The 24,487-nt window shown below is 69.5% G+C and carries 20 protein-coding genes; 12 read left to right on the forward strand and 8 right to left on the reverse strand.

The genetic code is table 11. From position 1 onward, the window contains the following. The first annotated feature begins 25 nt into the window (after positions 1 to 25). Positions 26 to 1,075, forward strand: coding sequence for an LLM class F420-dependent oxidoreductase (locus ACFVYE_RS05805; protein WP_383976175.1), 1,050 nt, complete (start codon positions 26 to 28; stop codon positions 1,073 to 1,075). Between the two features lie 289 nt (positions 1,076 to 1,364). After that, the gene (locus ACFVYE_RS05810) at positions 1,365 to 2,153 is read left to right on the forward strand and encodes a ferritin-like domain-containing protein (protein ID WP_383976177.1); all 789 of its coding nucleotides are present in this window, start codon (positions 1,365 to 1,367) and stop codon (positions 2,151 to 2,153) included. Between the two features lie 25 nt (positions 2,154 to 2,178). On the opposite strand, the gene corA is transcribed toward ACFVYE_RS05810, so the two are convergent. After that, positions 2,179 to 3,174, reverse strand: a complete 996-nt coding sequence (corA, locus tag ACFVYE_RS05815; RefSeq protein ID WP_383976178.1) for a magnesium/cobalt transporter CorA — start codon at positions 3,172 to 3,174, stop codon at positions 2,179 to 2,181. 59 nt (positions 3,175 to 3,233) lie between these two features. Here corA and ACFVYE_RS05820 point away from each other — a divergent pair, with 59 nt between their 5' ends. From ACFVYE_RS05820 to ACFVYE_RS05840, 5 genes are all read left to right on the forward strand, one after another. After that, entirely contained in the window at positions 3,234 to 3,956 is a 723-nt protein-coding gene (locus ACFVYE_RS05820) for a histidine phosphatase family protein (RefSeq protein WP_383976181.1), read from the forward strand. A 106-nt stretch (positions 3,957 to 4,062) separates the two neighbouring features. Then, positions 4,063 to 4,653: a DUF3090 domain-containing protein gene (locus ACFVYE_RS05825; RefSeq protein ID WP_072484378.1), complete on the forward strand. Its 591-nt coding sequence runs from the start codon at positions 4,063 to 4,065 to the stop codon at positions 4,651 to 4,653. Continuing rightward, positions 4,617 to 5,471 carry an SCO1664 family protein gene (locus ACFVYE_RS05830; protein ID WP_383976183.1) on the forward strand — a complete coding sequence of 285 codons (855 nt, stop codon included), beginning with the start codon at positions 4,617 to 4,619 and terminating at the stop codon, positions 5,469 to 5,471. Before ACFVYE_RS05825 ends, ACFVYE_RS05830 begins: the two co-directional genes overlap by 37 nt. A gap of 152 nt (positions 5,472 to 5,623) precedes the next feature. After that, complete coding sequence (mshC, locus tag ACFVYE_RS05835) at positions 5,624 to 6,853, forward strand: cysteine--1-D-myo-inosityl 2-amino-2-deoxy-alpha-D-glucopyranoside ligase (RefSeq protein WP_383976184.1); 1,230 nt, start codon at positions 5,624 to 5,626, stop codon at positions 6,851 to 6,853. Positions 6,854 to 6,978: 125 nt separating this feature from the next. Beyond that, positions 6,979 to 10,026, forward strand: coding sequence for an NPCBM/NEW2 domain-containing protein (locus ACFVYE_RS05840; RefSeq protein ID WP_389604266.1), 3,048 nt, complete (start codon positions 6,979 to 6,981; stop codon positions 10,024 to 10,026). 64 nt (positions 10,027 to 10,090) lie between these two features. Here ACFVYE_RS05840 and ACFVYE_RS05845 read toward each other — a convergent pair whose 3' ends face one another. Beyond that, positions 10,091 to 11,176, reverse strand: coding sequence for a PAC2 family protein (locus ACFVYE_RS05845; RefSeq protein WP_389604268.1), 1,086 nt, complete (start codon positions 11,174 to 11,176; stop codon positions 10,091 to 10,093). Between the two features lie 256 nt (positions 11,177 to 11,432). On the opposite strand from ACFVYE_RS05845, the gene ACFVYE_RS05850 reads away from it, so the two are divergent. From ACFVYE_RS05850 to ACFVYE_RS05870, 5 genes are all read left to right on the forward strand, one after another. Beyond that, positions 11,433 to 12,773, forward strand: a complete 1,341-nt coding sequence (locus ACFVYE_RS05850) for an L-fuconate dehydratase (RefSeq protein ID WP_383978188.1) — start codon at positions 11,433 to 11,435, stop codon at positions 12,771 to 12,773. Then, positions 12,770 to 13,549: an SDR family NAD(P)-dependent oxidoreductase gene (locus ACFVYE_RS05855; protein WP_383978185.1), complete on the forward strand. Its 780-nt coding sequence runs from the start codon at positions 12,770 to 12,772 to the stop codon at positions 13,547 to 13,549. The genes ACFVYE_RS05850 and ACFVYE_RS05855 overlap by 4 nt, the downstream gene beginning before the upstream one ends. 147 nt (positions 13,550 to 13,696) lie before the next feature. Then, a complete protein-coding gene (locus ACFVYE_RS05860) occupies positions 13,697 to 14,737 on the forward strand; it encodes a sugar ABC transporter substrate-binding protein (RefSeq protein WP_383978183.1) in 1,041 nt (346 codons plus the stop codon). Positions 14,738 to 14,739: 2 nt separating this feature from the next. Next, positions 14,740 to 16,263 (forward strand): sugar ABC transporter ATP-binding protein, encoded by a 1,524-nt coding sequence (locus tag ACFVYE_RS05865; protein WP_389604271.1) that lies wholly within the window; start codon positions 14,740 to 14,742, stop codon positions 16,261 to 16,263. Further along, complete coding sequence (locus tag ACFVYE_RS05870) at positions 16,260 to 17,312, forward strand: ABC transporter permease (RefSeq protein ID WP_383978178.1); 1,053 nt, start codon at positions 16,260 to 16,262, stop codon at positions 17,310 to 17,312. Before ACFVYE_RS05865 ends, ACFVYE_RS05870 begins: the two co-directional genes overlap by 4 nt. Positions 17,313 to 17,411: 99 nt before the next feature. Here ACFVYE_RS05870 and ACFVYE_RS05875 read toward each other — a convergent pair whose 3' ends face one another. From ACFVYE_RS05875 to ACFVYE_RS05900, 6 genes are all read right to left on the reverse strand, one after another. Continuing rightward, positions 17,412 to 18,083 (reverse strand): FadR/GntR family transcriptional regulator, encoded by a 672-nt coding sequence (locus ACFVYE_RS05875; RefSeq protein ID WP_384458404.1) that lies wholly within the window; start codon positions 18,081 to 18,083, stop codon positions 17,412 to 17,414. A gap of 122 nt (positions 18,084 to 18,205) precedes the next feature. Next, entirely contained in the window at positions 18,206 to 19,282 is a 1,077-nt protein-coding gene (locus tag ACFVYE_RS05880) for an LLM class flavin-dependent oxidoreductase (RefSeq protein ID WP_383979761.1), read from the reverse strand. A 133-nt stretch (positions 19,283 to 19,415) separates the two neighbouring features. After that, complete coding sequence (locus tag ACFVYE_RS05885; RefSeq protein WP_383975389.1) at positions 19,416 to 21,026, reverse strand: FAD-dependent oxidoreductase; 1,611 nt, start codon at positions 21,024 to 21,026, stop codon at positions 19,416 to 19,418. 5 nt (positions 21,027 to 21,031) lie between these two features. Continuing rightward, positions 21,032 to 22,567, reverse strand: coding sequence for a glycerol kinase GlpK (glpK, locus tag ACFVYE_RS05890; RefSeq protein WP_383975386.1), 1,536 nt, complete (start codon positions 22,565 to 22,567; stop codon positions 21,032 to 21,034). 56 nt (positions 22,568 to 22,623) lie between these two features. Beyond that, positions 22,624 to 23,415 (reverse strand): MIP/aquaporin family protein, encoded by a 792-nt coding sequence (locus ACFVYE_RS05895; RefSeq protein WP_383975384.1) that lies wholly within the window; start codon positions 23,413 to 23,415, stop codon positions 22,624 to 22,626. A 248-nt stretch (positions 23,416 to 23,663) separates the two neighbouring features. Next, a complete protein-coding gene (locus ACFVYE_RS05900; protein ID WP_389604275.1) occupies positions 23,664 to 24,428 on the reverse strand; it encodes an IclR family transcriptional regulator in 765 nt (254 codons plus the stop codon). Positions 24,429 to 24,487: the final 59 nt, after the last annotated feature.

Consider the following 24,487-nt stretch of genomic DNA (forward strand, 5'->3'; position numbering starts at 1 on the left):
TTACTGATCGGTAAGGGGAGCGGCTATGCGGCTCGGCATCAATCTCGGTTACTGGGGCGCGGGAATGGACGGCGACAACCTCGCCGTCGCCCAGGAGGCCGACCGGCTCGGTTACGACGTCTGCTGGGCGGCCGAGGCGTATGGCTCCGACACGCCGACCGTGCTCTCCTGGGTCGCCGCCCAGACCGAATCGATCGACGTCGGCTCCGCGATCATGCAGATCCCGGCCCGCCAGCCCGCGATGACGGCGATGACCGCCGCCACCCTCGACTCGCTCTCCGGCGGCCGTTTCCGGCTCGGCCTCGGCGTGTCGGGACCGCAGGTCTCCGAGGGCTGGTACGGCGTCAAGTTCGACAAGCCGCTGGCCCGCACCCGGGAGTACGTCGAGATCGTCCGCAAGGCGATGTCCCGTGAGCGGCTGTCGTACGAGGGGCAGCACTGGACGCTCCCGCTGCCGGACGGTCCGGGCAAGCCGATCAAGCTCACCGTTCACCCGCAGCGCGAGCACATCCCGCTCTACATCGCCGCGATCGGCCCGAAGAACCTGGAGCAGACCGGCGAGATCGCCGACGGCGCGCTGCTGATCTTCCCGTCCGCGGAGCACCTTGAGGACACCGCGGTGAAGTACCTTCGGGCGGGCCGCGAGAAGGCCGGCAGGACCATGGAGGGCTTCGACGTCTGCCCGACGCTGCCGCTGGCCGTCGGTGACGACATCAATGGCCTCGCGGACATGTTCCGTCCGTACACCGCGCTGTACGTGGGCGGTATGGGCAGCCGCAAGCAGAACTTCTACAACCAGCTCGCGCAGCGCATGGGGTACGAGAAGGAAGCCGCCGAGATTCAGGACAAGTACCTGTCCGGAGACAAGAACGGCGCCGCTGCCGCTGTGCCGCACCAGCTGATCGACCAGACCGCGCTGCTCGGTCCGGTCGAGCGGATCGCCGAGAGGATGCAGGCATATGCCGCGGCGGGTGTCACGACGCTGACTCTGGCACCGGCCGGGTTCACGCTCGATGAGCGGATCACGGCTTTGCGGGCCGGTACGGATGCGCTGGAGCTGTCCGGGCTCGCGTAGCGCGGGCTGCGGACTTCCGGGGCTCCGGGACAGCGCTACGGCCGTGGTGGGGGCTCGGGGGTCCTCCCCGCCACGGCCGTTACGCGGAACAACGCGTTCGGGGGCGTGTGGTTACGCCGAACGGCGCGCGGTTCGGTGCGGGGCCACCGGGCCGACGGTTGCGCCCTCGATCGCCGGACGGGCTGGAGCGTTGCAGACCGTCCGGCGTAGCCGGGGGCGTTCCTGTTGCCCGGGTGGGCGTGTCGCATTTGACTGGCGACGGGCGGATGCCGGTACGGAGGTGACAGTGATGCTCTCGGCAAGGAGTCTGTTCCAGGAGATTCTCGACGAAGACGAGTCGTTCCGGCTGTTCTGTTCCATCGCGGCCAGCGGGGAGTCCCAGGGTGGCTGGGAGAACGGGCGTATCGCGGCCCTCGTGCCCGAGAGCCAGCGGGCCCTGGCGCCCAAGATCGCGCGGCACGGCGCCGACGAGGACAAGCACGGCCGGATCTTCAACGCGCTGCTGAAGAAGCGCGGGCTGCAGCCGGCCGAGGTTCCGCGCGAGACCGACTACACGATGCTGCTGGAGAAGCACGGCATCGGCCTCGCCCATGAACAGCTGGGGCGCCAGGAGCCGCTCTCCGAGCGGGACATCATCACCTACCTGGCCCACAGCCGGGTCACCGAACAGCGCGCCTCCGAGCAGATGACGCTGCTGCGCAAGCACTTCGCCGACCACCCCGACCTCGGCCGCGCCGTGAAGATGATCTCGAACGACGAGGACAACCACCTGGCTTACTGCCATGAGGAATTGCTCCGCTTCGCCCGCTTCGGACACGGCCGCACGATCCAGCGCATTCTGCGCGAGTGCGCGCTCACCGAGATCCGGGTGTACCGCGACGTCAGCCTCGCCGTGATGGATCACATGGGCCGCATCCTGCACTGGCCCCGGGCCAAGGCGGCGGTGCTGGCCGCGGGGATCCACGGGATCTACGCGTACGAACGGCTCGTGGGGTGGCGGCGCATGGTGAGCCTGGCGCCGCCCGAGCGGCGCGACGCACTGGGCGGGCCCGCGACGCAGGCGCCCGAGTTCGCCTGATCCGGGCGCCGCGCCCGGCCGCCCGTCAGAGCCAGCCGCGGCGCTTGAACTGCCGGTACAGGCCGAAGACCACGGAGCCCATCAGCACGATCACCGCCGGATAGGCCCACACCCAGTGGAGTTCCGGCATGTGCTCGAAGTTCATGCCGTAGATCCCCGCCACCATGGTCGGTACGGCGGCCATCGCCGCCCAGGCCGAGATCTTGCGCATGTCGTCGTTCTGCCGCACGCCCACCTGGGCCAGCTGCGCCGAGAGGATGTCGGAGAGCAGCCGGTCCAGCCCCTCCACATACTCGTTGGCGCGCGTCAGATGGTCGCTCACGTCGCGGAAGAACGGCTGCGAGTGTTCGTGGACGAACGGCACCTCCGCGCTCGCCAGCCGGGCCATGGGGGCGCTCAGCGGACCGGTGGCGCGGCGGAACTCCATGATCTGCCGCTTGAAGGTGTAGATGCGGGACGCGGTGTTCTTGGTGTCCACGGCGCCGGTCGGCGCGAACACCTCGGTCTCCAGCTCCTCCAGGTCGACCTGGAGCTCGCCCGCCACCTCGATGTAGTGGTCGACGACTGCGTCGCTGATCGCGTACAGCACCGCGGTCGGCCCGTGCTTGAGAACCTCCGGCTCGGACTCCAGACGGCGGCGTACCGCGGCGAGCGGCGCGCCCTCCCCGTGCCGGACCGTCACGACGAACGAATCGCCGATGAAAGCCATCAGCTCGTCGGTGGTGACCGTGTCGCTCAGGTGCTCGTACACCACCGGCTTGATGACCGCGAAGAGCGAGTCGTCGTACACCTCCAGCTTGGGCCGTTGGTGCGCGCTCAGGGCGTCCTCCACGGCCAGCGGATGGAGTCCGAACTCACTGCTGACGAGCTCGAACTCCTTCTCCGTCGGCTCGTGCAGACCGATCCAGAGAAACGCGTCCCCGGTGGCCCGTGCCTCCGCCAGGGCATCGGAGAGGTCGGCGGGGCCTTCGGTACGACGCCCGCCCCGGTAGATCGCACTGTCCACAATCACGGCGCGCATTCTTCCCTGCTCCGGTCCCCGGCGCACCTCACCGGCGGCAGCGGCCTACGCTGGCCCGTATGCCCACCCTGATCCTCGTACGCCATGGACGCTCCACCGCCAACACGGCCGGGGTGCTCGCGGGCCGCACGCCCGGTGTCGCGCTCGACGACCGCGGTGCCGCCCAGGCCGCGGCGCTGCCCGGGAGGCTGGCCGCGCTGCCCCTCGCCGCCGCCGTCAGCAGCCCCCTGCAGCGCTGCCGGGAAACCCTGCAGCCGCTGCTCGAAGCCCGGCCGGGACTGGTGCTGCACACCGAGGAGCGGATCAGCGAGTGCGACTACGGCGACTGGTCGGGGCGCAAGCTGGCGGAACTCACCGACGAACCGCTGATGAGTGTCGTGCAGCAGCATCCGTCGGCCGCGGCGTTCCCCGGCGGCGAGTCCATGCGCGCCATGCAGGCACGCGCCGTCGACGCCGTACGGGACTGGAACGCGCGGATCGAGGCCGAGCACGGTGACGACGCCGCCTATGTGATGTGCTCGCACGGCGACATCATCAAGGCCCTCGTCGCCGACGCGCTCGGCATGCATCTCGATCTCTTCCAGCGGATCCATGCCGACCCCTGTTCGGTCACCGCGATCCGCTACACGAGGCTGCGGCCCTTCCTGCTGCGGCTCGGCGACACGGGGGACCTCGCCGCGCTGGCGCCCCGTGAGCACACAGCCGGAACGGACCAGGGCGGGCGCCCGGCGGCGGACGCCGATGCGGACGCGGCGGTCGGGGGCGGCGCTGGGGCGCCGTGATCGCTTTGCGCAGTAGGGTGGACGCGCCGTAGGCGCCCTTCCCGGGGGAATCCCCCCGGACCTCGGCCGCCCCTCATCTGCCGTCAATTTTCAAGGGAGACAGGACGTGTCCCGTCAGGTGTTCCTCTACGACCCCCCGGACCGCTTCGTGGCCGGTACGGTCGGGTTGCCTGGACGTCGTACGTTCTTCCTGCAGGCATCCTCAGGCGGACGCGTCACCAGCGTGGCCCTGGAGAAGACTCAGGTCGCCGCGCTCGCCGAGCGCATCGACGAACTGCTCGACGAAGTGGTGCGGCGGACCGGCGGGAATTCTCCGGTGCCCGCCGTGGCGCCGATGGATGTCACCGACACCGCGCCGCTCGACGTGCCCGTCGAGGAGGAGTTCCGGGTCGGCACGATGGCGCTCGCCTGGGACGGCGAGGAGCAGCGCATGATCGTCGAGGCGCAGGCGCTGGTCGAGCTCGATGTGGACTCCGACGAGGATCTCGCGGAGGCCGAGGAGCGGTTGCTCCAGGACGAGGAGAACGGTCCGCCGATGCTCCGGGTCCGTCTCAGCGGCGCGCAGGCCCGCGCCTTCGCCAAGCGCGCCCTGGATGTCGTGAACGCCGGGCGCCCGCCGTGCCCGCTGTGCAGCCTGCCGCTCGACCCGGAAGGACACGTATGCCCGCGCCAGAACGGATACCGTCGCGGAGCCTGACCGACACCGAGCTGGTCACCCTCCTCACCGAGGGCCGGCTCACCGTCCGCGGCCAGATCCGTGGGGCGTCCAACGCGGTGCTCTACTGCACGGTCGACCACGAGGGCGACGAGGTGACGTGCGTCTACAAGCCAGTGGCCGGGGAACAGCCCCTGTGGGACTTCCCGGACGGCACGCTCGCCCGGCGTGAGGTGGCCGCGTACGAGGTCTCCGAAGCGACCGGATGGGGGCTCATACCGCCCACCGTGCTGCGGGACGGGCCATACGGCGAGGGCATGTGCCAGCTGTGGATCGAAGCGGCGCCGGACGGCGACGAGCCCTCCGCGGACGGCTCGCCCCCGCTCCTGGCGCTCGTCGAGGACGAGGAGCCGGGGGAGGGCTGGAAGGCCGTCGCCCTGGCCGAGGTCGGGGAGGGGAAGACGGCCCTGCTGGTCCACGCGGACGATCCGCGGCTGCGGCGGCTGGCGGTCCTCGATGCCGTGATCAACAACGGTGACCGCAAGGGCGGCCATCTGCTGCCCGCACCCGACGGCCGGCTCTACGGCATCGACCACGGAGTGACCTTCAACACCGACGACAAGCTGCGCACCCTGCTCTGGGGGTGGGCGGGGGAGCCGTTGACTGCCGAGGCCGTAGAGGTCGTGGACCGGCTCGGTGCGGAGCTGGCGCCAGGGAGTTCGCTCGTCACCCGGCTGGCCGAGCTGATCACGGCGGTCGAGATCGAGGCCCTGCGGGGACGCGTGGAGGGGCTGAGGACGTCGGGGAAGCACCCGGAGCCGAGCGGTGAGTGGCCGTCGATCCCCTGGCCGCCGGTGTGACGAGATCAAGCCACTTCGGTGGTCGGGGAGCGGGGGTACGCGGGTGGGGCCCGTACCGGAGCAGTTGAACCCACGCCGCGCAAGACCGCCTCTTCGGCCAAGAACCGGCATCCGGTTCGTATCCGGAACATGCATCCGGTTACGCTCGTGGCATGCATGCCTGGCCCGCTTCTGAGGTCCCCGCCCTGCCTGGCAAGGGCCGCGACCTTCGGATCCACGACACCGCGACCGGCGGACGGATCACTCTTGACCCCGGTCCCGTCGCCCGTATCTACGTCTGCGGCATCACGCCGTACGACGCGACCCACATGGGTCATGCGGCGACCTACAACGCGTTCGACCTCGTTCAGCGCGTGTGGCTCGACACCAAGCGGCAGGTTCACTATGTCCAGAACGTGACCGACGTGGACGACCCGCTGCTGGAGCGGGCCGTGCGCGACGGGCAGGACTGGACCGAGCTCGCCGAGCGCGAGACGGCCCTGTTCCGCGAGGACATGACTGCCCTGCGCATGCTCCCGCCGAAGCACTACATCGGTGCCGTTGAGGCGATTCCGGGCATCGTCCCGCTCGTCGAGCGGCTCCGGGACGCCGGCGCCGCCTACGAACTCGACGGGGACGTGTACTTCTCCGTCGAGACCGACCCGCACTTCGGCGGGGTCTCGAACCTCGACGCCGGGGCGATGCGGCTGCTCTCCGCCGAGCGCGGCGGCGACCCGGAGCGCCCGGGCAAGAAGAACCCGCTCGACCCGATGCTCTGGATGGCTGCCCGTGAGGGCGAGCCGAGCTGGGACGGCGCCTCGCTCGGCCCCGGCCGGCCCGGCTGGCACATCGAGTGCGTCGCCATCGCCCTGGACCACCTCGGCATGGGCTTCGACGTCCAGGGAGGCGGGTCCGACCTCGCCTTCCCGCACCACGAGATGGGCGCCTCGCACGCCCAGGTGCTGACCGGCGAGTACCCGTTCGCCCAGGCGTATGTGCACGCCGGAATGGTCGCCCTGGACGGCGAGAAGATGTCCAAGTCCAAGGGCAACCTGGTCTTCGTCTCGAAGCTGCGTCATGAAGGCGTGGACCCGGCGGCGATCCGGCTCGCCCTGCTGTCGCACCACTACCGGTCCGACTGGGAGTGGACCGACCAGGTGCTCGCCGATGCCGTCGAGCGGCTCGGGCGGTGGCGTGCCGCCGTCTCCCGGCCCGACGGACTGCCCGCCGAGGCCCTGGTCGAGGAGGTCCGCGAGGCCCTCGCCGACGACCTGGACGCACCGGCCGCCCTGGCGGCCGTGGACCGCTGGGCCGAGCGCCAGAACGCCGAGGGTGGTACGGACGAGGGCGCACCGGGCCTCGTCTCGCGCACCGTCGACGCGCTGCTGGGTGTCGCACTGTAGTGCCGCTCACGGTGACAACCTGCTGATCGCCATCCGATGAGCCGGCCTTGGACTTCTCGACGAAGTTCAGGGCCGGTTCCGTTTTGTCCATGGTCAAGTGCTCGATGCTGCGCTAAAAGCGCTCTATGCAATCATCAACGCGCATCAGAACGGCGGCACTTGCAGCCTTGCTGGGGCTGATGGCCGTCTTCGCGGGGCCCGGCGCAGCCCAGGCCGGCGCCGCCGAACCGGACACCACCACGGTTGGCGACCTCACCGGATTCTCCGCCGACGGATCCGTCTACCACTTGAGGGCCGGCGCAGCCGAGGCCCGTGTCAGCTTCGTCTCCGCCGAGACCTTCCGTATCGAACTCGCCCCGGACGGTACGTTCTCCGACCCGACCGGCGACGACATCGTCATGCCGCAGGGCACCCCGCCGCACACCCGGTGGAAGGAGCGGAGCGACCGCTACGAACTCTCCACCGGCAGCATCACCCTGCGCGCCTACAAGGCACCCCTGCGCTTCGCGCTGTACCGGGCGGACGGCACTCAGGTCTGGTCCGAGGCCAAGGGGCTGAGCTGGGACGGGAAGCAGACCACCCAGACCCTCGCCCGCGGCGCGGACGAGCAGTTCTACGGCGCCGGGATGCAGAACGGCCGAGGCAACACCTCGCACCGCGACCGGACCGTCGAGGTCGGCGTCGACTACAACTGGGACGACGGCGGCCACCCCAACTCGGTGCCGTTCTACCTCTCCTCGGCGGGGTACGGCGTCTTCCGCAACACCTATGCGCCGAACACCTATGCCTTCACCGACCCGGTGACCACCAGTGCGAAGGAAGAGCGCTTCGACGCCTACTATTTCGCGGGCGACAGTGCCAAGGACGTCATCGGGCAGTACACGAAGCTCACCGGCAAGCCCTTCCTGCCGCCCGTGTACGGAATGGAGATCGGCGACGCCGACTGCTACCTCCACAACGCCAACCGCGGCGAGCGCCGCACCCTGGACTCCCTGAAGATCGCCGACGGCTACGTCGAGCACGACATGCCGAACGGCTGGATGCTCGTCAACGACGGATACGGCTGCGGCTACGAGGACCTCGCCGAGACCGCCAAGGGCCTCCAGGACCGCGACATGCAGCTCGGCCTGTGGACCGAGGACGGCATCGACAAGATCGCCGACCAGGTCAAGGCGGGCCAGCGGGTCGCCAAGCTCGACGTCGCCTGGGTCGGCTCGGGCTACAAGTTCGCCCTGGACGGCTGCAAGGACGCGTACAAGGGCATCGAGGACAACAGTGACGCCCGCGGCTTCACCTACGCCCCCGAGAGCTGGTCGGGTGCGCAGCGCTGCGGCGTCCAGTGGTCCGGCGACCAGTACGGCACCTGGGACTACATCCGCTGGCAGATCCCGACCTACGCCGGCGCCACGATGTCCGGTCTGGCCTACACCACCGGCGATGTCGACGGCATCTTCGGCGGCAGCGCCAAGACCTACACCCGTGATCTCCAGTGGAAGATGTTCCTGGGCACCACGATGACCATGGACGGCTGGGCGGCCAGCGACAAGCAGCCCTACCGGTACGGGGAGCCGTACACCGCCATCAACCGTGACTACCTCAAGCTCAAGGAGTCGCTGCTGCCCTATCAGTACTCCTACGCGCACGAGGCGACGAAGACCGGCGTCGGCATGGTCCGCCCGCTGGTCCTCGAATACCCGGACGACCCGAAGGCGGCGACGGACGCGGCGAAGTACGAATTCATGTCGGGCGAGGACTTCCTCGTCGCGCCCGTCTACCAGGACAGCACCGAGCGCAACGGAATCTATCTGCCGAAGGGCACCTGGACCGACTACTGGAGCGGCCGCACGTACGAGGGGCCGACCACCGTCGACCACTACAGCGCCCCGCTCGACACCCTGCCGCTGTTCGTCAAGGGCGGTGCCAGTGTGCCGATGTGGCCGGGCATCCGCTCGTACAAGGACCGCACCGCCGACTCCCCGCTTGCCTGGGACATCTACCCGCAGGGCAAGTCGTCCTTCACGCTCTACGAGGACGACGGCGTCACCCGGCAGCACCGCGACGGCAAGTACGCCACGCAGACCGCCGACGTCGACGCACCGGTACGGGGCGCGGGTGACATCACCGTGCGGATCGGTGAGAGCAAGGGGGAGTTCAACGGCAAGCAGAGCACCCGCCCGTACGAGTTCAGCGTGCACACCGGCTCCGCGCCGAGCGCGGTCAAGCTCAACGGCAAGCTGCCCCGGCTGGGTTCCGCGGCTGCTTACAAGGCCGCGAAGCAGGGCTGGTGGTACGACCAGGACGACCGCGGCGGCGTCGTGAAGATCAAGACTGCGCCGCTGTCCACCGGCAAGAAGTTCTCCGTGAAGCTGGAGAACACGAGCGCCGTCGGCGGGAGGAACGCGGCCGCGACGGCCGTCGTCTCCGCGCCCGCCGGGCAGGAGATCGGCGCCGGGGTCGAAGGCACCGTCGCCGTCGATGTCACCGCGGGCAACGCCGACGTGACGGACGCCGCGGTCACCCTCGACGTTCCCGAGGGCTGGCAGATCACCCAGGCCCAGGCCGTGGACCGGATTCCGGCGGGCACCACCCGGCGGGTCGAGGTGTCGGTCACCCCGGCCAAGGACGCCGCGGCGGGGGAGGCGAGGATCACCGCACTCGCCCGCTACCGGGCGGCCGGAGAAGCGCGGACCTCCGTCCAGCGGTTCGCTGCCGGTGTGATGCCACCGCCGCCCACCGGTGAGGCATGGGCGAGCGATCTGGCGTGGCTGAAGTCGGTCAATGGATACGGGCCCGCCGAACGGGACCGCAGCAACGGCGAGTCGGGCGCTGCCGACGGACACCGGCTGACCCTCGCGGGGAAGACGTACGACAAGGGGATCGGCACCCATGCCGACTCCGACATCGAGGTCTATCTCGGCGGGCGCTGCACCGCCTTCACCGCGGACGTGGGGATCGACGACGAGATCAACGGCTACGGCGAAGTGGCGTTCTCCGTCGAGGCGGACGGCAAGGTGCTGTGGACCTCGCCGAAGGTGACGGGGGCGTCGGCCACCGTACCGGTCGATGTGAAACTCGACGGTGCGCGCCATGTGCACCTGAAGGTCACGGACACCAACGGATCCAAGACCGGTGACCACGGGGACTGGGCCGCGGCGCGGTTCACCTGTTCCTGAACGACCCGGACAGCACAGGAGCGCCGGGCGGGGACGTATCCGCCCGGCGCTCCGCCGGTCTCACTCAGTCCTCCGAGGATTCCTCCGACGAATCCTGCGGGCCGTCGTCGTCGGCGTCGCTGTCCTCGTTCTCCTGGTCGGCCGATGGCTGCCGGCCGGGCCCGCTCGTGGGCGGCGAGCCGGGGCCCGTCTCGCCCCCGGTGTCCGGCCGGACCGGCTTCGGCGGACGGGCGCGGCCACTGGAGGTGTCGCGCAGATACGAGGCGTCGCCGCTCTCCGTCGCATGCCCGCCGGGCGCCTGGCCCGGACCGACGTCCCGGCGGCGCAGATAGCGCTCGAACTCCCGGGCGATGGCCTCGCCGCTCGCCTCGGGAAGCTCCGCGGTGTCCCGGGCCTCCTCCAGCGTCTGCACGTACTCCGCCACTTCGCTGTCCTCGGCGGCCAGTTGGTCGACTCCGAGCTGCCAGGCACGCGCGTCCTCGGGCAGCTCGCCCAGCGGGATGCGCAGACCGAGGAGATCCTCCAGGCGGTTCAGCAGCGCGAGGGTGGCCTTCGGGTTGGGCGGCTGCGACACGTAGTGCGGCACCGCCGCCCACAGGCTCACCGCGGGCACGCCCGCGTGCGTACAGGCCTCCTGAAGGATGCCGACGATGCCCGTCGGACCCTCGTATCTGGTCTCCTCCAGGTCCATGGTCCGCGCCAGATCCGGGTCGGAGGTGACTCCGCTGACCGGTACGGGGCGGGTGTGCGGGGTGTCGCCGAGCAGTGCGCCCAGGACCACCACCATCTCCACGCCCAGCTCATGGGCGAAGGCCAGGATCTCGTTGCAGAACGAGCGCCAGCGCATGGACGGCTCGATACCGCGGACCAGGACGAGATCGCGGGGCTTGTCCCCGCCGATGCGCACCACGGAGAGCCGGGTGGTCGGCCAGGTGATCTTGCGCACCCCGCCGTCCAGCCAGACCGTCGGCCGGTTGACCTGGAAGTCGTAGTAGTCCTCGGCGTCCAGCGCCGCGAACACCTCGCCCTTCCACTCCCGGTCCAGGTGCGCGACCGCCGTGGACGCGGCGTCACCTGCGTCGTTCCATCCCTCGAACGCGGCCACCATGACCGGGTCGATCAGCTCGGGAACCCCCTCGAGCTCGATCACCCAGGCCTCCTTCCGAAGTTCCCTTGCGTACGCACCAACCTTACGGCTTCCGGCCGCTCTCGCCGCAGCCCCTGTGCACAGCCGGGTGAACCTGGCCCGGGAGGGTGCATCACCGGTCGAATCAGGGCATCAGTCTCTGAATACATCCGAGCTGTGTCCAGTCAATTTCGTTCCAACCCTGGACGTTGGGGCCTTCGTGACGCTATACATCGGATGACCAGAGCAGAGGTCCGATGTTATTCCCCTGGGGGCGCACATGAGTCAGACCGTCACGGATTTCGAGGTCCACGACATCCGTTTTCCGACCTCGGAACAACTGGACGGCTCGGACGCCATGAACCCCGACCCCGACTACTCGGCTGCCTATGTCGTACTGAGCACCACCTCCGTCGACGGCACTGACGGCACCGACATCGAGGGGCATGGCTTCTGCTTCACCATCGGGCGCGGCAACGAGGTGATGGCCGCCGCCATCGAAGCGTTGCGCCCGTATGTGGTGGGGCGCCCGGTGCCCCGCACCGCGGCCGACCTCGCCGCGCTGCACCGTGAGCTCACCCATGACTCCCAACTGCGCTGGCTCGGTCCCGAAAAGGGTGTGATGCACATGGCGGCCGGCGCGGTCGTCAATGCCGCCTGGGACCTGGCGGCGAAGCAGGCCGGCAGGCCCGTCTGGCAGTTCCTCGCCGAGATGACGCCCGAGGAGCTCGTCTCCCTCGTCGACTTCCGCTACCTCACCGACGCCCTCACCCCCGATGAGGCCCTCACGATCCTGCGGGCCGCCGAACCGGGCCGGGCCGAGCGCGCCGAGCGACTGCGCGCCGAGGGCTATCCCGCATACACCACCTCGCCCGGTTGGCTGGGATACACCGACGACAAGCTGGTCCGGCTGGCGAAGGAGGCCGTCGCCGACGGCTTCACCCAGATCAAGCTGAAGGTCGGCGGCAATCTCGGCGACGACGTCCGCAGACTCGCTCTGGCCCGCGAGGCCGTCGGGCCCGACGTCCGGATCGCTGTCGACGCCAACCAGCGCTGGGACGTCGCCGACGCGGTGAAGTGGATGACCGCGCTCGCGCCGTACGACCCGCACTGGATCGAGGAGCCGACCAGTCCCGACGACATCCTCGGCCACGCCGCAGTCCGCGCCGGGCAGCCGGTCAAGGTCGCCACCGGCGAACATGTCGCCAACCGGGTCGTGTTCAAACAGCTGCTGCAGGCCGGAGCCGTCGACTTCGTCCAGATCGACGCGGCCCGCGTCGCGGGCGTCAACGAGAACCTGGCGATCCTGCTGCTCGCCGCCAAGTACGGCGTACCGGTCTGCCCGCACGCGGGCGGTGTCGGACTGTGCGAGCTGGTGCAGCACCTCTCGATGTTCGACTATGTGGCGGTCTCCGGCAGTTGGGAGAACCGTGTGATCGAGTACGTCGACCATCTCCACGAACACTTCGCCGACCCCACCGTGATCGAGTCCGGCCGTTACGCCGCCCCGAGTTCCCCGGGCTTCTCCGCCCGGATGCTCCCCGAATCGATCGCCGCACACCGCTATCCGGAGGGCCCCGTATGGCAGGCCCGCCGCACCACCGAGGAGGCTGCCCGATGACCGGCACAAGCGACTTCGAGGGCATGAACGCCCTGGTGACGGGAGGCGCCTCCGGTATCGGGGCCGCCGTGGCGACCATGCTGCTGGCGCGCGGTGCGCGCGTGGCCGTACTCGATCGCGAGACCGCAGGCGCCCCCGACGGCACGCTCGCCCTCAAGGCGGACGTCACCGACGACGCGGCCGTGCGCGAGGCGGTGGACCTGGCCGCCGGTGAACTGGGCGGCCTGCACACCGTCGTGTCCAACGCGGGCATCGGTTCCATCGGCACGGTCGAGGACAACGCCGACGACGAGTGGAGCCGGGTCCTGGACATCAACGTCCTCGGCATGGTCCGCACCGCCCGGCACGCCCTGCCCCATCTGCGGCGCGCGGCGGCCGACCGCCCCGGTGCCGTCTCGATCACCCAGACCTGCTCGATCGCCGCGACCGCCGGACTGCCGCAGCGCGCCCTGTACAGCGCGAGCAAGGGCGCGGTCCTCTCACTGACGCTTGCGATGGCCGCCGACCATGTCCGTGAGGGCATCCGGGTCAACTGCGTCAATCCGGGCACTGCGGACACCCCGTGGATCGGGCGGCTCCTGGGTCAGGCCGACGACCCGGCCGCCGAGCGAGCCGCGCTGGGCGCCCGCCAGCCGCTGGGACGGCTGGTCTCGGCAGACGAGGTGGCCGCCGCGATCGTCTACCTGGCCAGCCCCGCCGCCGCCTCGGTCACCGGCACGGCACTGGCCGTCGACGGCGGAATGCAGGGCCTGCGCCTGCGCCCCGCCGAGAACTGATCAGGGGTACGCGGGCCTCGGGCCTGACCGGCGGATCAGGGCCGGACAGGCCCGAGCCGAACAAACGGGCCGCACCCCCTGTGCACCATGCACCGCCGCTTTGCCAACAGAGCTCCGAGCCGGTACTCCACAAAGGACGGGACACCAATGAGAGTGCGTACGACGAGTGCGGCAGCCTGCGCCGTACTGCTGGCCGTCACTGCCCTCGCGGGCTGCAACCGCGAGTCCACCGCTGACGGTGCGGGCAGCGGGAAGGTCGGCATCGACCTGCCGCGCAGCGACAGCGACTTCTGGAACTCGTACCAGAACTATGTGGAGAAGGGGGTCAAGGCAGGCGAGGTCGAGGCGCTGCCGCTGACCAACTCGCAGAACGACATCGGCAAGCTGGTCGCCAACGTCCAGACCTTCAGGGACCAGGGCGCCAAGGCCGTCGTGATGGCACCCCAGGACACCGGTGCGATAGCCGAGTCGCTCAACACGCTGAACGAGAAGAAGATCCCGGTCGTCAGCGTCGACACCCGCCCCGACAAGGGCAACATCTACATGGTGGTGCGGGCCGACAACAAGGCGTACGGGACCAACGCCTGCAAGTACCTCGGCGAGCAGCTGAAGGGCAAGGGCAAGGTCGTCGAGTTCCAGGGCGACCTCGCCTCGATCAACGGCCGCGACCGGTCCGAGGCGTTCAAGTCCTGCATGGACAAGGAATTCCCCGGCATCAAGGTCTTCGAGCTGGCCACCGACTGGAAGGGCGATGTCGCCTCCGCCAAGCTCCAGGCCACCCTGGCCGCCAACCCCGACATCAACGGCATCTACATGCAGGCCGGCGGTGTCTTCCTGCAGCCCACCCTCGCGCTCCTGGAGCAGAAGAAGCTGCTGAAGCCGGCCGGTACGCCGGGCCACATCACGATCATCTCCAACGACGGCATCCCGGAGGAGTTCGATGCCATCAAGGCCGGGAAGATCGACGCGACGATCTCCCAGCCCGCCGACCTGTACGCGAAGTACGCGCTGTACTACGCCAAGGCCGCGCTGGACGGAAAGACCTTCAAGGTGGGCCCGACCGACCACGACTCGAACATCATCAAGATCCCCAATGGCCTGGAGGACCAGCTTCCGGCGCCGCTGGTGACCAAGGACAACGTCGACGACCCGAAGCTGTGGGCCAACCAGCTGGAGAAGAAGAGCTAGCCATGGACCAGGCACCACCACCCGCCGTACAGGCGGAAGGCGTTGTCAAACGCTTCGGGCCCACCGTGGCGCTCGACGGGGTCCGGCTCACCGTGCAGCCCGGTGAGTCCCATGCCCTCGTCGGCCGTAACGGTGCGGGCAAGTCGACGCTGGTCAGCGTCCTGACCGGTCTCCACAAGGCGGACGCGGGCACGGTCACGTTCGGCGGGGAGCCCGCGCCCGCCTTCGGGGACACCACGGCCTGGCAGTCGAAGGTCGCCTGCGTCTACCAGAAGTCCATGGTCGTCCCCGACCTGACCGTCGCCGAGAACCTCTTCCTCAACCGTTTCGACGACAACGCCCGCTGGATCAGCTGGGGGAAGCTCCGCAGGCGCGCCGAGCGGCTCCTCGCCGACTACGGGGTCCAGGTCGACCCCAGCACCCGGGCGCGCGACCTCGCCATCGAGCAGCGGCAGTTCGTCGAGATAGCCCGGGCGCTGTCCTTCGGCGCCAGGCTGATCATCCTGGACGAGCCGACCGCCCAGCTCGACGCCCGCGGCATCGGGCGGCTCTTCGACAAGCTCAGGGAACTGCAGAGCCAGGGAGTGGCGTTCCTCTTCATCTCCCACCATCTGCAGGAGGTGTACGAACTGTGCACGGCGGTCACCGTCTACCGCGACGCCCGCCATGTGCTGAGCGCCCCGGTCGCCGACATCGCCAAGGCGGAACTGGTGGCGGCGATGACCGGGGAGCAGTCCGCCGGCGCCACCGCCTGGCACGCGGGCAGTGACGGTGCGGCGGTACGGGATCAGTCGGCCGCCCCCGTCCTGCGTACCGAAGGGCTCACTCTGGAGGGCCAGTTCGAACCGCTGGACCTGGAGGTCCGCCCCGGCGAGGTGCTCGGCCTCGCCGGCTCCGCGGCCAGCGGCAACACGGCCCTGGGCGAGGCCCTGGCCGGTATGCGCAAGGCGGGCGGCGGCACGGTCTCCGTACACGGAAGGACCGTGCGCAGCGGCAGTGTGCCGCACGCGCTGGACGCCGGGATCGGCTACATCCCCGAGGACCGGCACGACCAGGGCCTCGTCCTGGAACGCAGCGTCGCCGAGAACGCCACCCTCACGGTCACCGACCAACTCGGCCCGTGGGGAACCGTACTGCCCTCCCGCACCAGGGAGTTCGCACGGTCGATGATCGCCTCGCTGGACATCAAGACACAGGGGCCCGAGCAGCTCGTCTCCGGGCTCTCCGGCGGCAACCAGCAGAAAGTGGTCGTCGCCCGCGCGCTGGCCCGCAGGCCGAGCGTGCTGGTGGCCGTGCGGCCCACGGCAGGTGTGGACATCAAGTCCAAGGATTCGCTGCTCGGAGTCGTGCGGCGGGTCGCCGACGAGGGGAACGCCGCAGTGATCATCTCGGACGAGCTGGACGATCTGCGGGTCTGCGACCGAGTGCTCGCCCTGTTCCACGGGCGCGTGGTCGCAACATTCGCAAGCGGGTGGACCGACGGGGAACTCGTCGCCGCCATGGAAGGTGTGGGGGAAAGGGAATGACCGGAACGGTACGGCCTCCGGCGGCCGACGGCATCGACAGCGGGCTGAAGGGCTCACTGACGGGCGAGAGCCCGCTGGACCGGCTGAAGCTGATCCGGTGGAGCGACTTCTCCCTGGTACCGGTGATTCTGGTGCTGATGGTGATCGGGTTCATCGTCTCGCCGGTGTTCCTGACCTCCGAGAACCTGATCAGCGTCGTCCAGCAGTCCTCCGAGCTGAGCCTGCTGGTCCTGGGCCAGGCGCTGATCCTGATCTGCGGACGGATGGACCTGTCACTGGAGTCGACGATCGGCATCGCGCCGGTCGTCGCGATGTGGCTGGTCCTGCCCGCGGAGGGCGGCCGCTTCGCCGGCCTCGGCCTGCTGCCCGCCTGGTCGGCGATCCCGCTCTGTCTGCTGGTGGGCCTCGCGATCGGTGCGATCAACGGCTTCCTGATGCTGAAGCTGAGGGTCAACGGCTTCATCGCCACGCTCGGCATGCTCACCATGCTGCGCGGCCTCCACATCGGCATCACCGAGGGCAAGTCCATCACCGACGTCCCGGAGTCCTTCCGCTACCTCGGCAAGAGCCAATGGCTCGGCGCACCGGCCGCCGTCTGGATCTGCCTGGCGTTGTTCGCCGTCGGTGGCGCCGCACTGGCCTGGCTGCGCCATGGACGCTCGCTGTACGCCATCGGCGGCAACCCGGAAGCGGCGCGAGCCGCGGGCATCCGGGTGGACCGGGTCACCTGGACCGTGCTCGCCATCGGCGGTCTGCTGGCGGCCTTCGCGGGCATCCTCTACACCGGCCACTACGGATCGGTCGCGGCGACCCAGGGCAACGGCTGGATCTTCCAGGTGTTCGCCGCCGCGGTCATCGGCGGCATCAGCCTCAAGGGCGGCCGAGGCACCCTGTTCGGCGCGCTGACCGGCGTACTGACGCTCCAGCTGGTGGTCAATGTGATGACCCTCGGCGGTGTCCCGGCGCTCTGGAACCAGTTCCTCAACGGCGCCATCATCATCGTCGCCCTGGTCATCTCCCGCTTCGCGAGCGGCGAGAAGCAGGACTGAACCCGCTCTCGCAGACGCCGGCGGGGCTGATTCCTCAGCCCCGCCGGCGTTCGAGGTGCGGGCCCCGGGGCGGAGCCCCGGTCATCCACCCGCCGCGCGCTACAGCGTCGACCGCAGCCACTGCTCGACGCTCGCCACATGCACCGTCGCCCAGGCCCGCGCAGCCTCCGCATCCCGGTCCCGCAGCGCCGACACGATCGCCCGGTGCTCATGGAGCGTGCGGCTGACCGCGTCCTCCTGCGTCAGACCGCGCCAGACCCGCGCCCGGGTCGTCGGCCCCGACAGCCCGTCGAGCAGCGAGCAGAGCACCGAGTTCCCGGACGACTGCACGATGCCGCGGTGGAACTCCAGATCGCAGGCGACTAGCTCCTCCACCGAGGGCTGCGCACCCAGGGCATCCAACTGTGAGCTCAGTAGGTCCAGTTGGGCCTCGCTGATCCGGGTCGCGGCCATCGCCGTCGCGGCCGGTTCCAGAATCCGGCGGACCGCGAGGAATTCGAGCACCGTGTCGTCGCGGTGGAAGTCCACCACGAAGCTCAGTGCCTCCAGCAGCAACTGGGGATCGAGGCTGGTCACATACGTGCCGTCGCCCTGCCGCACATCAAGAATGCGGATCAGCGACAGGGCGCGCACCGCCTCCCTCAGGGAGTTGCGGGAGAGCCCCAGCTCCGCCGCGAGCTCGCTCTCCTTGGGGAGCCGGTCGCCGGGCCGTAGCGCACCCGAGACGATCATTCCCTTGATCTTCTCGATCGCCTCGTCGGTGACAGCCATGACGGTCCTCCTGGATCCGGACTGGAATCAGACATCCGATGTCTCTCTTCATTATGCGGGTCGGAAGAGGCGGATGAACCAGATCTGCCGCAGGTCGTCCCAGGTGCGCGGCTGTCGCACGGTCATCGGGGCCCGGCGGGTCGGTCCCAGAGCGCGGACGGTGCCTCACGCCGTACCACCGGAGCGATGTCCTCGGCGAACCGCCGCAGCGTCTCGATCTGCTCGGGGTGGCCGAGTCCGAAACCGTCCACGGTGATCGATTGCAGATCGTGTCCGTACACCTCGTGCCAGCCGAGGATCTTGTCGATGATCTGCTGCGGGCTGCCGATCAGCTGGGGCCCGTCCGCGATGGCCTCCTCGATCGTCCGGAACGGCGTGTTGTAGCCGGCCCGGCCCTCCAGGTGCGGCCGGAAGGACTGCTTCACCTTCGCCTCGTACAGCTCCTTGTAGCGCTCCACCGCCTGCTGCGAACTGTCGGCGATCAGCAGCCCGCCCGACCCCGCCGCCACATGCGCGCGGGCCGGATCGTGCCCGTACGCCTCGAAGCGCTCCCGGTAGTGATCGATCAGCCGGGCGTACGCCGCACGGGGCTGGACGGCATTGGCGGTGAACAGCGGATCGCCGTGGAGTGCCGCCAGTTCGGGGGAGTTGAGACTGGTCGCCGAGCCGTGCCAGATGCGCGGCGCTCCGGCGTAGGGGCGCGGCAGGGTCGTCGTGTTCTTCAGCGCGGGCCGGAACTCGCCCTCCCAGTCGACGCCCTCCTCGGTCCACAGCCGCCGCAGCAGCTCGTACTTCTCCTTCTGGAGGTCCCACTGCCGCTCCTCGTCGAGCCCGAAGAGGTCGAAGTGACCGGCCTCCGCGCCCTTCCCGACGACCAGCTCGATCCGGCCCCTGGAGATCTGGTCGAGCGTCGCGAAGTCCTCGGCCACCCGCACCGGATCGAGGATCGCGACGACCGTGACACCGGTCAGGAGCCGGATGGTGGAGGTACGGGCCGCCAGCGCACCGAGCACCACACTCGGGCTCGACGAGAGGAACGGCCCGGCATGCCGCTCGCCGATCGAGTACGCGTCGAAGCCGAGCTGCTCCGCGACGACTCCGGTCTCGATCACCTCCTCGAACCGCTCGGCGGGGGAGGGGAGCCGGCTGGTCAACGGGTGCGGGGCGTGGCCTATGAGGGAGAGCACGGAAAACTTCATGGCTCAACTGTCCCCGCGCCGTATTGCACCTGTATGGCGGCCGTATGGCGCGTTCACCGGACTACGGTCCCCAGACATACGGACGGGGCGGCTCCCCCCGTGGGAGCCGCCCCGTCCGATCCGTACGACCCCGTCAGTTCCGGTCGCCGAGCATGGACTCGACGCCGGCCCGGATCTCGTCCGTCGCCAGACCCCGGATCGTCAGCGTCGTGCGGCGGCGCAGCACATCGTCCGCCGTCTCGGCCCACTCGTGATCACGTGCGTAGGCGACCTGCGCCCAGATCTCCGGCGCGTCCGGGTGGATGCGCTCGGCCAGCGCCGGGTTCTCGTTCGCCATCCGCGCGATGTCGAAGGAGAGCGAGCCGTAGTGCGTGGCGAGGTGCCGCGCGGTGTCGGCGGCCATCCGCGGTCCGGGCGTACCGCCGTCGACCAGCAGCCGGTGCGCCACCGCGTTCGGGTTGGCGATGCCGGGCAGCGGGAGCTTCTTCGGCAGGCGCGAGATCGGCTCCATGTCCTCCGCGAGGGGGTGCCCGGGGAGCGCGGCCAGCTTGTTCATCACCGTACGGCCGATGTGGCGGAACGTCGTCCACTTGCCGCCCGCGACCGACAGCATGCCGCCGCGGCCCTCCGTCACGACCGTCTCGCGCTTGGCCTTGGACGTGTCGCCCGGGCCGCCCGGCAGCACCCGCAGGCCCGCGAAGGAGTATGTGATCAGATCGCGCGACAGCTGCTGGTCCTTGATGGAGAACGCCGCCTCGTCGAGGATCTGCGCGGTGTCCTTCTCGTTGACCGCGACGTCCGCCGGATCGCCCTCGTACTCCTCGTCCGTCGTACCGAGCAGCAGCATGTCCTCCCACGGCAGGGCGAACGTGATGCGGTACTTGTCGATCGGGGTGGCGAGCGCGGCCTTCCAGGGGCGGGTGCGCTTCAGGACGAGGTGCGCGCCCTTGGACAGACGTATCGAAGGCGCCGCGTCGGGGTCCTCCATCTTCCGCAGGTGGTCGACCCACGGTCCGGTGGCGTTCAGCACGAGCCGGGCGTTGACGCCGAACTCCGTGCCGTCCGTACGGTCCTCCAGGTCGGCGCCCGTCACCCGGCCCTTGGTGAACCGCAGCCCGGTCACCGCCGCGTGATTCAGGACGACCGCACCCGCGTCGACGGCCGCGCGGACCGTCATCAGCGCCATCCGGGCATCGTTCATCTGGTCGTCGCCGTAGACCGCGACGGCCTTCAGATTGTCCGTGCGCAGCTCCGGCACATCGCGCTGAGCCTTCGCCGGGCTGATCACATGCCCGACCCCGTCACCGAACGCGGAGAGCGCCGAGTACGCGAACACACCCGCACCGAGCTTGGCCGCGCCGTGCGGGCCGCCCTTGTAGACCGGCAGGTAGAAGGTGAGCGGATTCGCCAGGTGCGGGGCGACCTGACGGGACACCGCGCGCCGCTCGAAGTGGTTCTCCGCGACCAGCTTCACCGCGCCGGTCTGCAGGTAGCGCAGACCGCCGTGGAGCAGCTTGGAGGAGGCGGAGGAGGTGGCGCCGGCGAAGTCGCCGGCGTCCACCAGGGCCACCCGCAGCCCGGACTGCGCGGCGTGCCAGGCGGTGGAGATGCCCAGGATGCCGCCACCGATCACCAGGAGGTCGTACGTCGCCTTGGAGAGCTGCTCCCGAGTCTCGGCGCGGCTCGGAAGGGAGCCGGAGGCCGGGTGCGTCCCGAGTGACGGGACGCTCTGCAGGGTGGTCATTGTGATTACTCCTCGACTGTGCTGTCTTCGAGCCAGCCCATGGTCCGTTCCACGGCCTTGAGCCAGCTCTTGTACTCGCGGTCGCGGGTGTCCGCGGCCATGCTGGGTGTCCACTCGGCGGCCCGGCGCCAGTTGGCGCGCAGCGCGTCGGTGTCCGGCCAGAAGCCGACGGCGAGACCGGCGGCGTAGGCGGCGCCGAGGCAGGTGGTCTCGGCGACCATGGGCCGCACCACGGGTGCGTCCAGGAAGTCGGCGAGTGTCTGCATCAGCAAGTTGTTGGAGGTCATGCCGCCGTCGACCTTCAGGGCGGCGAGCTCGACACCGGAGTCCTTCGTCATGGCGTCGGTGATCTCGCGGGTCTGCCAGGCGGTGGCCTCCAGGACGGCACGGGCGATGTGCGCCTTGGTGACGTACCTGGTCAGACCGGCGATGACGCCGCGGGCGTCGGAGCGCCAGTACGGGGCGAACAGGCCCGAGAAGGCGGGCACGAAGTACGCACCGCCGTTGTCCTCGACCGAGGAGGCCAGGGTCTCGATCTCGGCCGCGGACTTGATCAGGCCCATCTGGTCGCGCATCCACTGCACCAGCGAGCCGGTGACGGCGATGGAGCCTTCCAGGGCGTAGACCGGCTTCTGGTCGCCGATCCGGTAGCCGACGGTCGTCAGCAGCCCGTTGTACGAGTTGACGGGCGTCTCACCGGTGTTCATCAGCATGAAGGTGCCGGTGCCGTACGTGGACTTGGCCTCGCCCTCGGAGAAACAGGTCTGGCCGAAGAGGGCAGCCTGCTGGTCGCCGAGCGCGGAGGCGACCGGGACACCGTCCAGGACGCCTCCCTTGGCGGTGCCGTACACCTCGGCGGAGGAGCGGATCTCGGGCAGTACGGCCGCCGGGATCTCCATGGACGTGAGGATCTTGTCGTCCCACGCCAGGGTGTGCAGATTCATCAGGAGGGTGCGCGAGGCGTTGGTGACGTCGGTGACATGGACGCCGCCGTTCGTGCCGCCGGTCAGGTTCCAGATGACCCAGGAGTCCATGGTGCCGAAGAGGATCTCGCCGCGCTCGGCGCGCTCGCGCAGCCCCTCGACGTTGTCGAGCAGCCAGCGGACCTTGGGGCCCGCGAAGTAGGAGGCGAGCGGCAGACCGGTCTCGCGGCGGAAGCGGTCCTGGCCCACGTTGCGGCCGAGCTCCTTGCAGAGCGCGTCGGTGCGGGTGTCCTGCCAGACCAGGGCGTTGTGGACGGGCTCACCGGTGTTCTTGTCCCAGAGCAGTGTGGTCTCGCGCTGGTTGGTGATGCCGATCGCCTTCACATCGGCGGCGGTGATGCCCGCCTTGACGATGGCGCCGGCGACGACCTCCTGGACGTTCTCCCAGATCTCGGTCGCGTTGTGCTCGACCCAGCCCGGCTTCGGGAAGATCTGTTCGTGCTCCTTCTGGTCGACGGAGACGATCCGGCCGTCCTTGTCGAAGACGATGCAGCGGCTGGAGGTGGTGCCCTGGTCGATGGCCGCGATGAACGGGCCGGTGGTGTGTGCGTCGGTCACGGTGTGCTCCCGGAAGTCTGTGTGGTCTTGAGGGTTACGGCTCTGTGCACCACGGCTCAGGCGAAGGCGACGTTGTAGAGCCCGCCCGCGATCGCGCCGCCGACGAGCGGTCCGACGACCGGGATCCATGCGTAGCCCCAGTCGGAGCCGCCCTTGTTCGGCAGCGGCAGCAGCGCGTGCACGATACGCGGACCGAGGTCGCGAACCGGGTTGATTGCGTAACCCGTCGGCCCGCCGAGGGAGAGACCGATACCGACGACGACCAGAGCGGTGACCAGTGCGCCGAGCGTGCCCAGGCCGTTGCCCTCGTTGTTGAGGCCCTGGGTGAGGATCGCCAGGACGAGCACGACGGTGGCGATGATTTCGGTGACGAGGTTCTGCACCGCGTGCCGGATCTCGGGGCCGGTGGAGAAGATGCCCAGCACCGGGCCCGCCTTCGGGGCGGAGGCCTTGTCGACCATGGCCTCTTCACCCGGCTGGGCGCTCAGGATCTCCGGATCGGTGAGATGCGCCCGGAACTGCCCGTAGTACGTCAGCCAGACCAGCACCGCGCCGATCATCGCGCCGAGCAGCTGGGAGCCGAGGTAGAGCGGTACGTCGCTCCACTTGGTGCCGCCCTCGATCGCGAGACCGATCGTGACCGCCGGATTGAGATGCGCGCCGGAAACGCCACCGGCCAGATAAGCGCCGGTCAGCACGGCGAAACCCCACCCGAAGGTGATGGCGAGCCAGCCGGCGTTCTGGGCCTTGGAGCGCTTGAGAGTGACGGCGGCACAGACACCGCCGCCGAGCAGGATGAGTACGGCGGTACCTATGGTCTCGCCGATGAAGATGTCGGAGCTGGACACCCGCGACTCCTTTGTCCTTCGTCCAGGGAAGCCGAACCCCGGGTCCCTCCGGTGGTCCGCGCCCTCATGTGAGGGCGTTTTCCGGCCTTGACGCTGTCACACCCTAACGCGTATTTCCGTTAGCTGTTCGACAATGTCGACCGGTGAACGGCAGTGTTTCTCCCAGATGAATCAGGCGTCAAGGGTTGTGTGGCCTATAACTCGATCGTTACCGACAGCCCGTCGGTAACGATCACCCGCCGCGGCGGTCAGAAGCGCCGGGCGCCCAGATCCCTGGAGACCGCGCGGGCGCAGTCCCGCACCGCGGCGATCAGCTCGGGGCGCAGCTCCCCGTCCGCGCAGACCCGCTCCACCGCGCCGGTCACGGCCACCGCGCCGACCGGCATCCGCCGCCGGTCGTGGATCGGGGCGGCAACCGCGGCCACGCCCTCCCAGGTCTCCTCGACGTCGGCCGCCCAGCCGCGGGCCCGGATGAGGTCGAGCATCGCCTCGAACTCCTCCGGATCGGTGACGGTGTGCGGCGTGAAGGACTGCCGCTCGACCTCCAGGGCCTCGGTGTGCGCCACCGGGTCGTACGCCGAGAGCACCTTGCCCAGGGCCGTGGAGTGCAGTGGCTGCATGGCACCCACCTCCAGGACCTGTCGGCTGTCGTCGGGCCGGAAGACATGGTGGACGATGAGGACGCCCTGCTGGTGCAGGACTCCCAGATGGGCGCTCTCACCGCTGGAGCGGGCCAGGTCGTCCGTCCAGACGAGCGCGCGGGCCCGCAGTTCGTGGACGTCCAGATAGCTGTTGCCCAGACGCAGCAGCTCGGCTCCCAGCTGGTAGCGGCCGGACACCGCGTCCTGCTCGACGAAGCCCTCGTGCTGGAGCGTGCGCAGGATGCCGTGTGCGGTGCCCTTGGCCAGGCCCAGTGACGAGGCGATGTCGGACAGCCCCAGCCGACGCTCGCCGCCTGCCAGCAGGCGCAGCATCGCCGCCGCCCTCTCCAGCGACTGGATGTTCTTGGCCATCGCGCCGTACTCCTCCACCTCGGTTCGACAATGCTGAACACTATCGGTCGATGCCGACC

The organism is Streptomyces sp. NPDC058239 (genome assembly GCF_042882185.1).
Classification (GTDB): domain Bacteria; phylum Actinomycetota; class Actinomycetes; order Streptomycetales; family Streptomycetaceae; genus Streptomyces.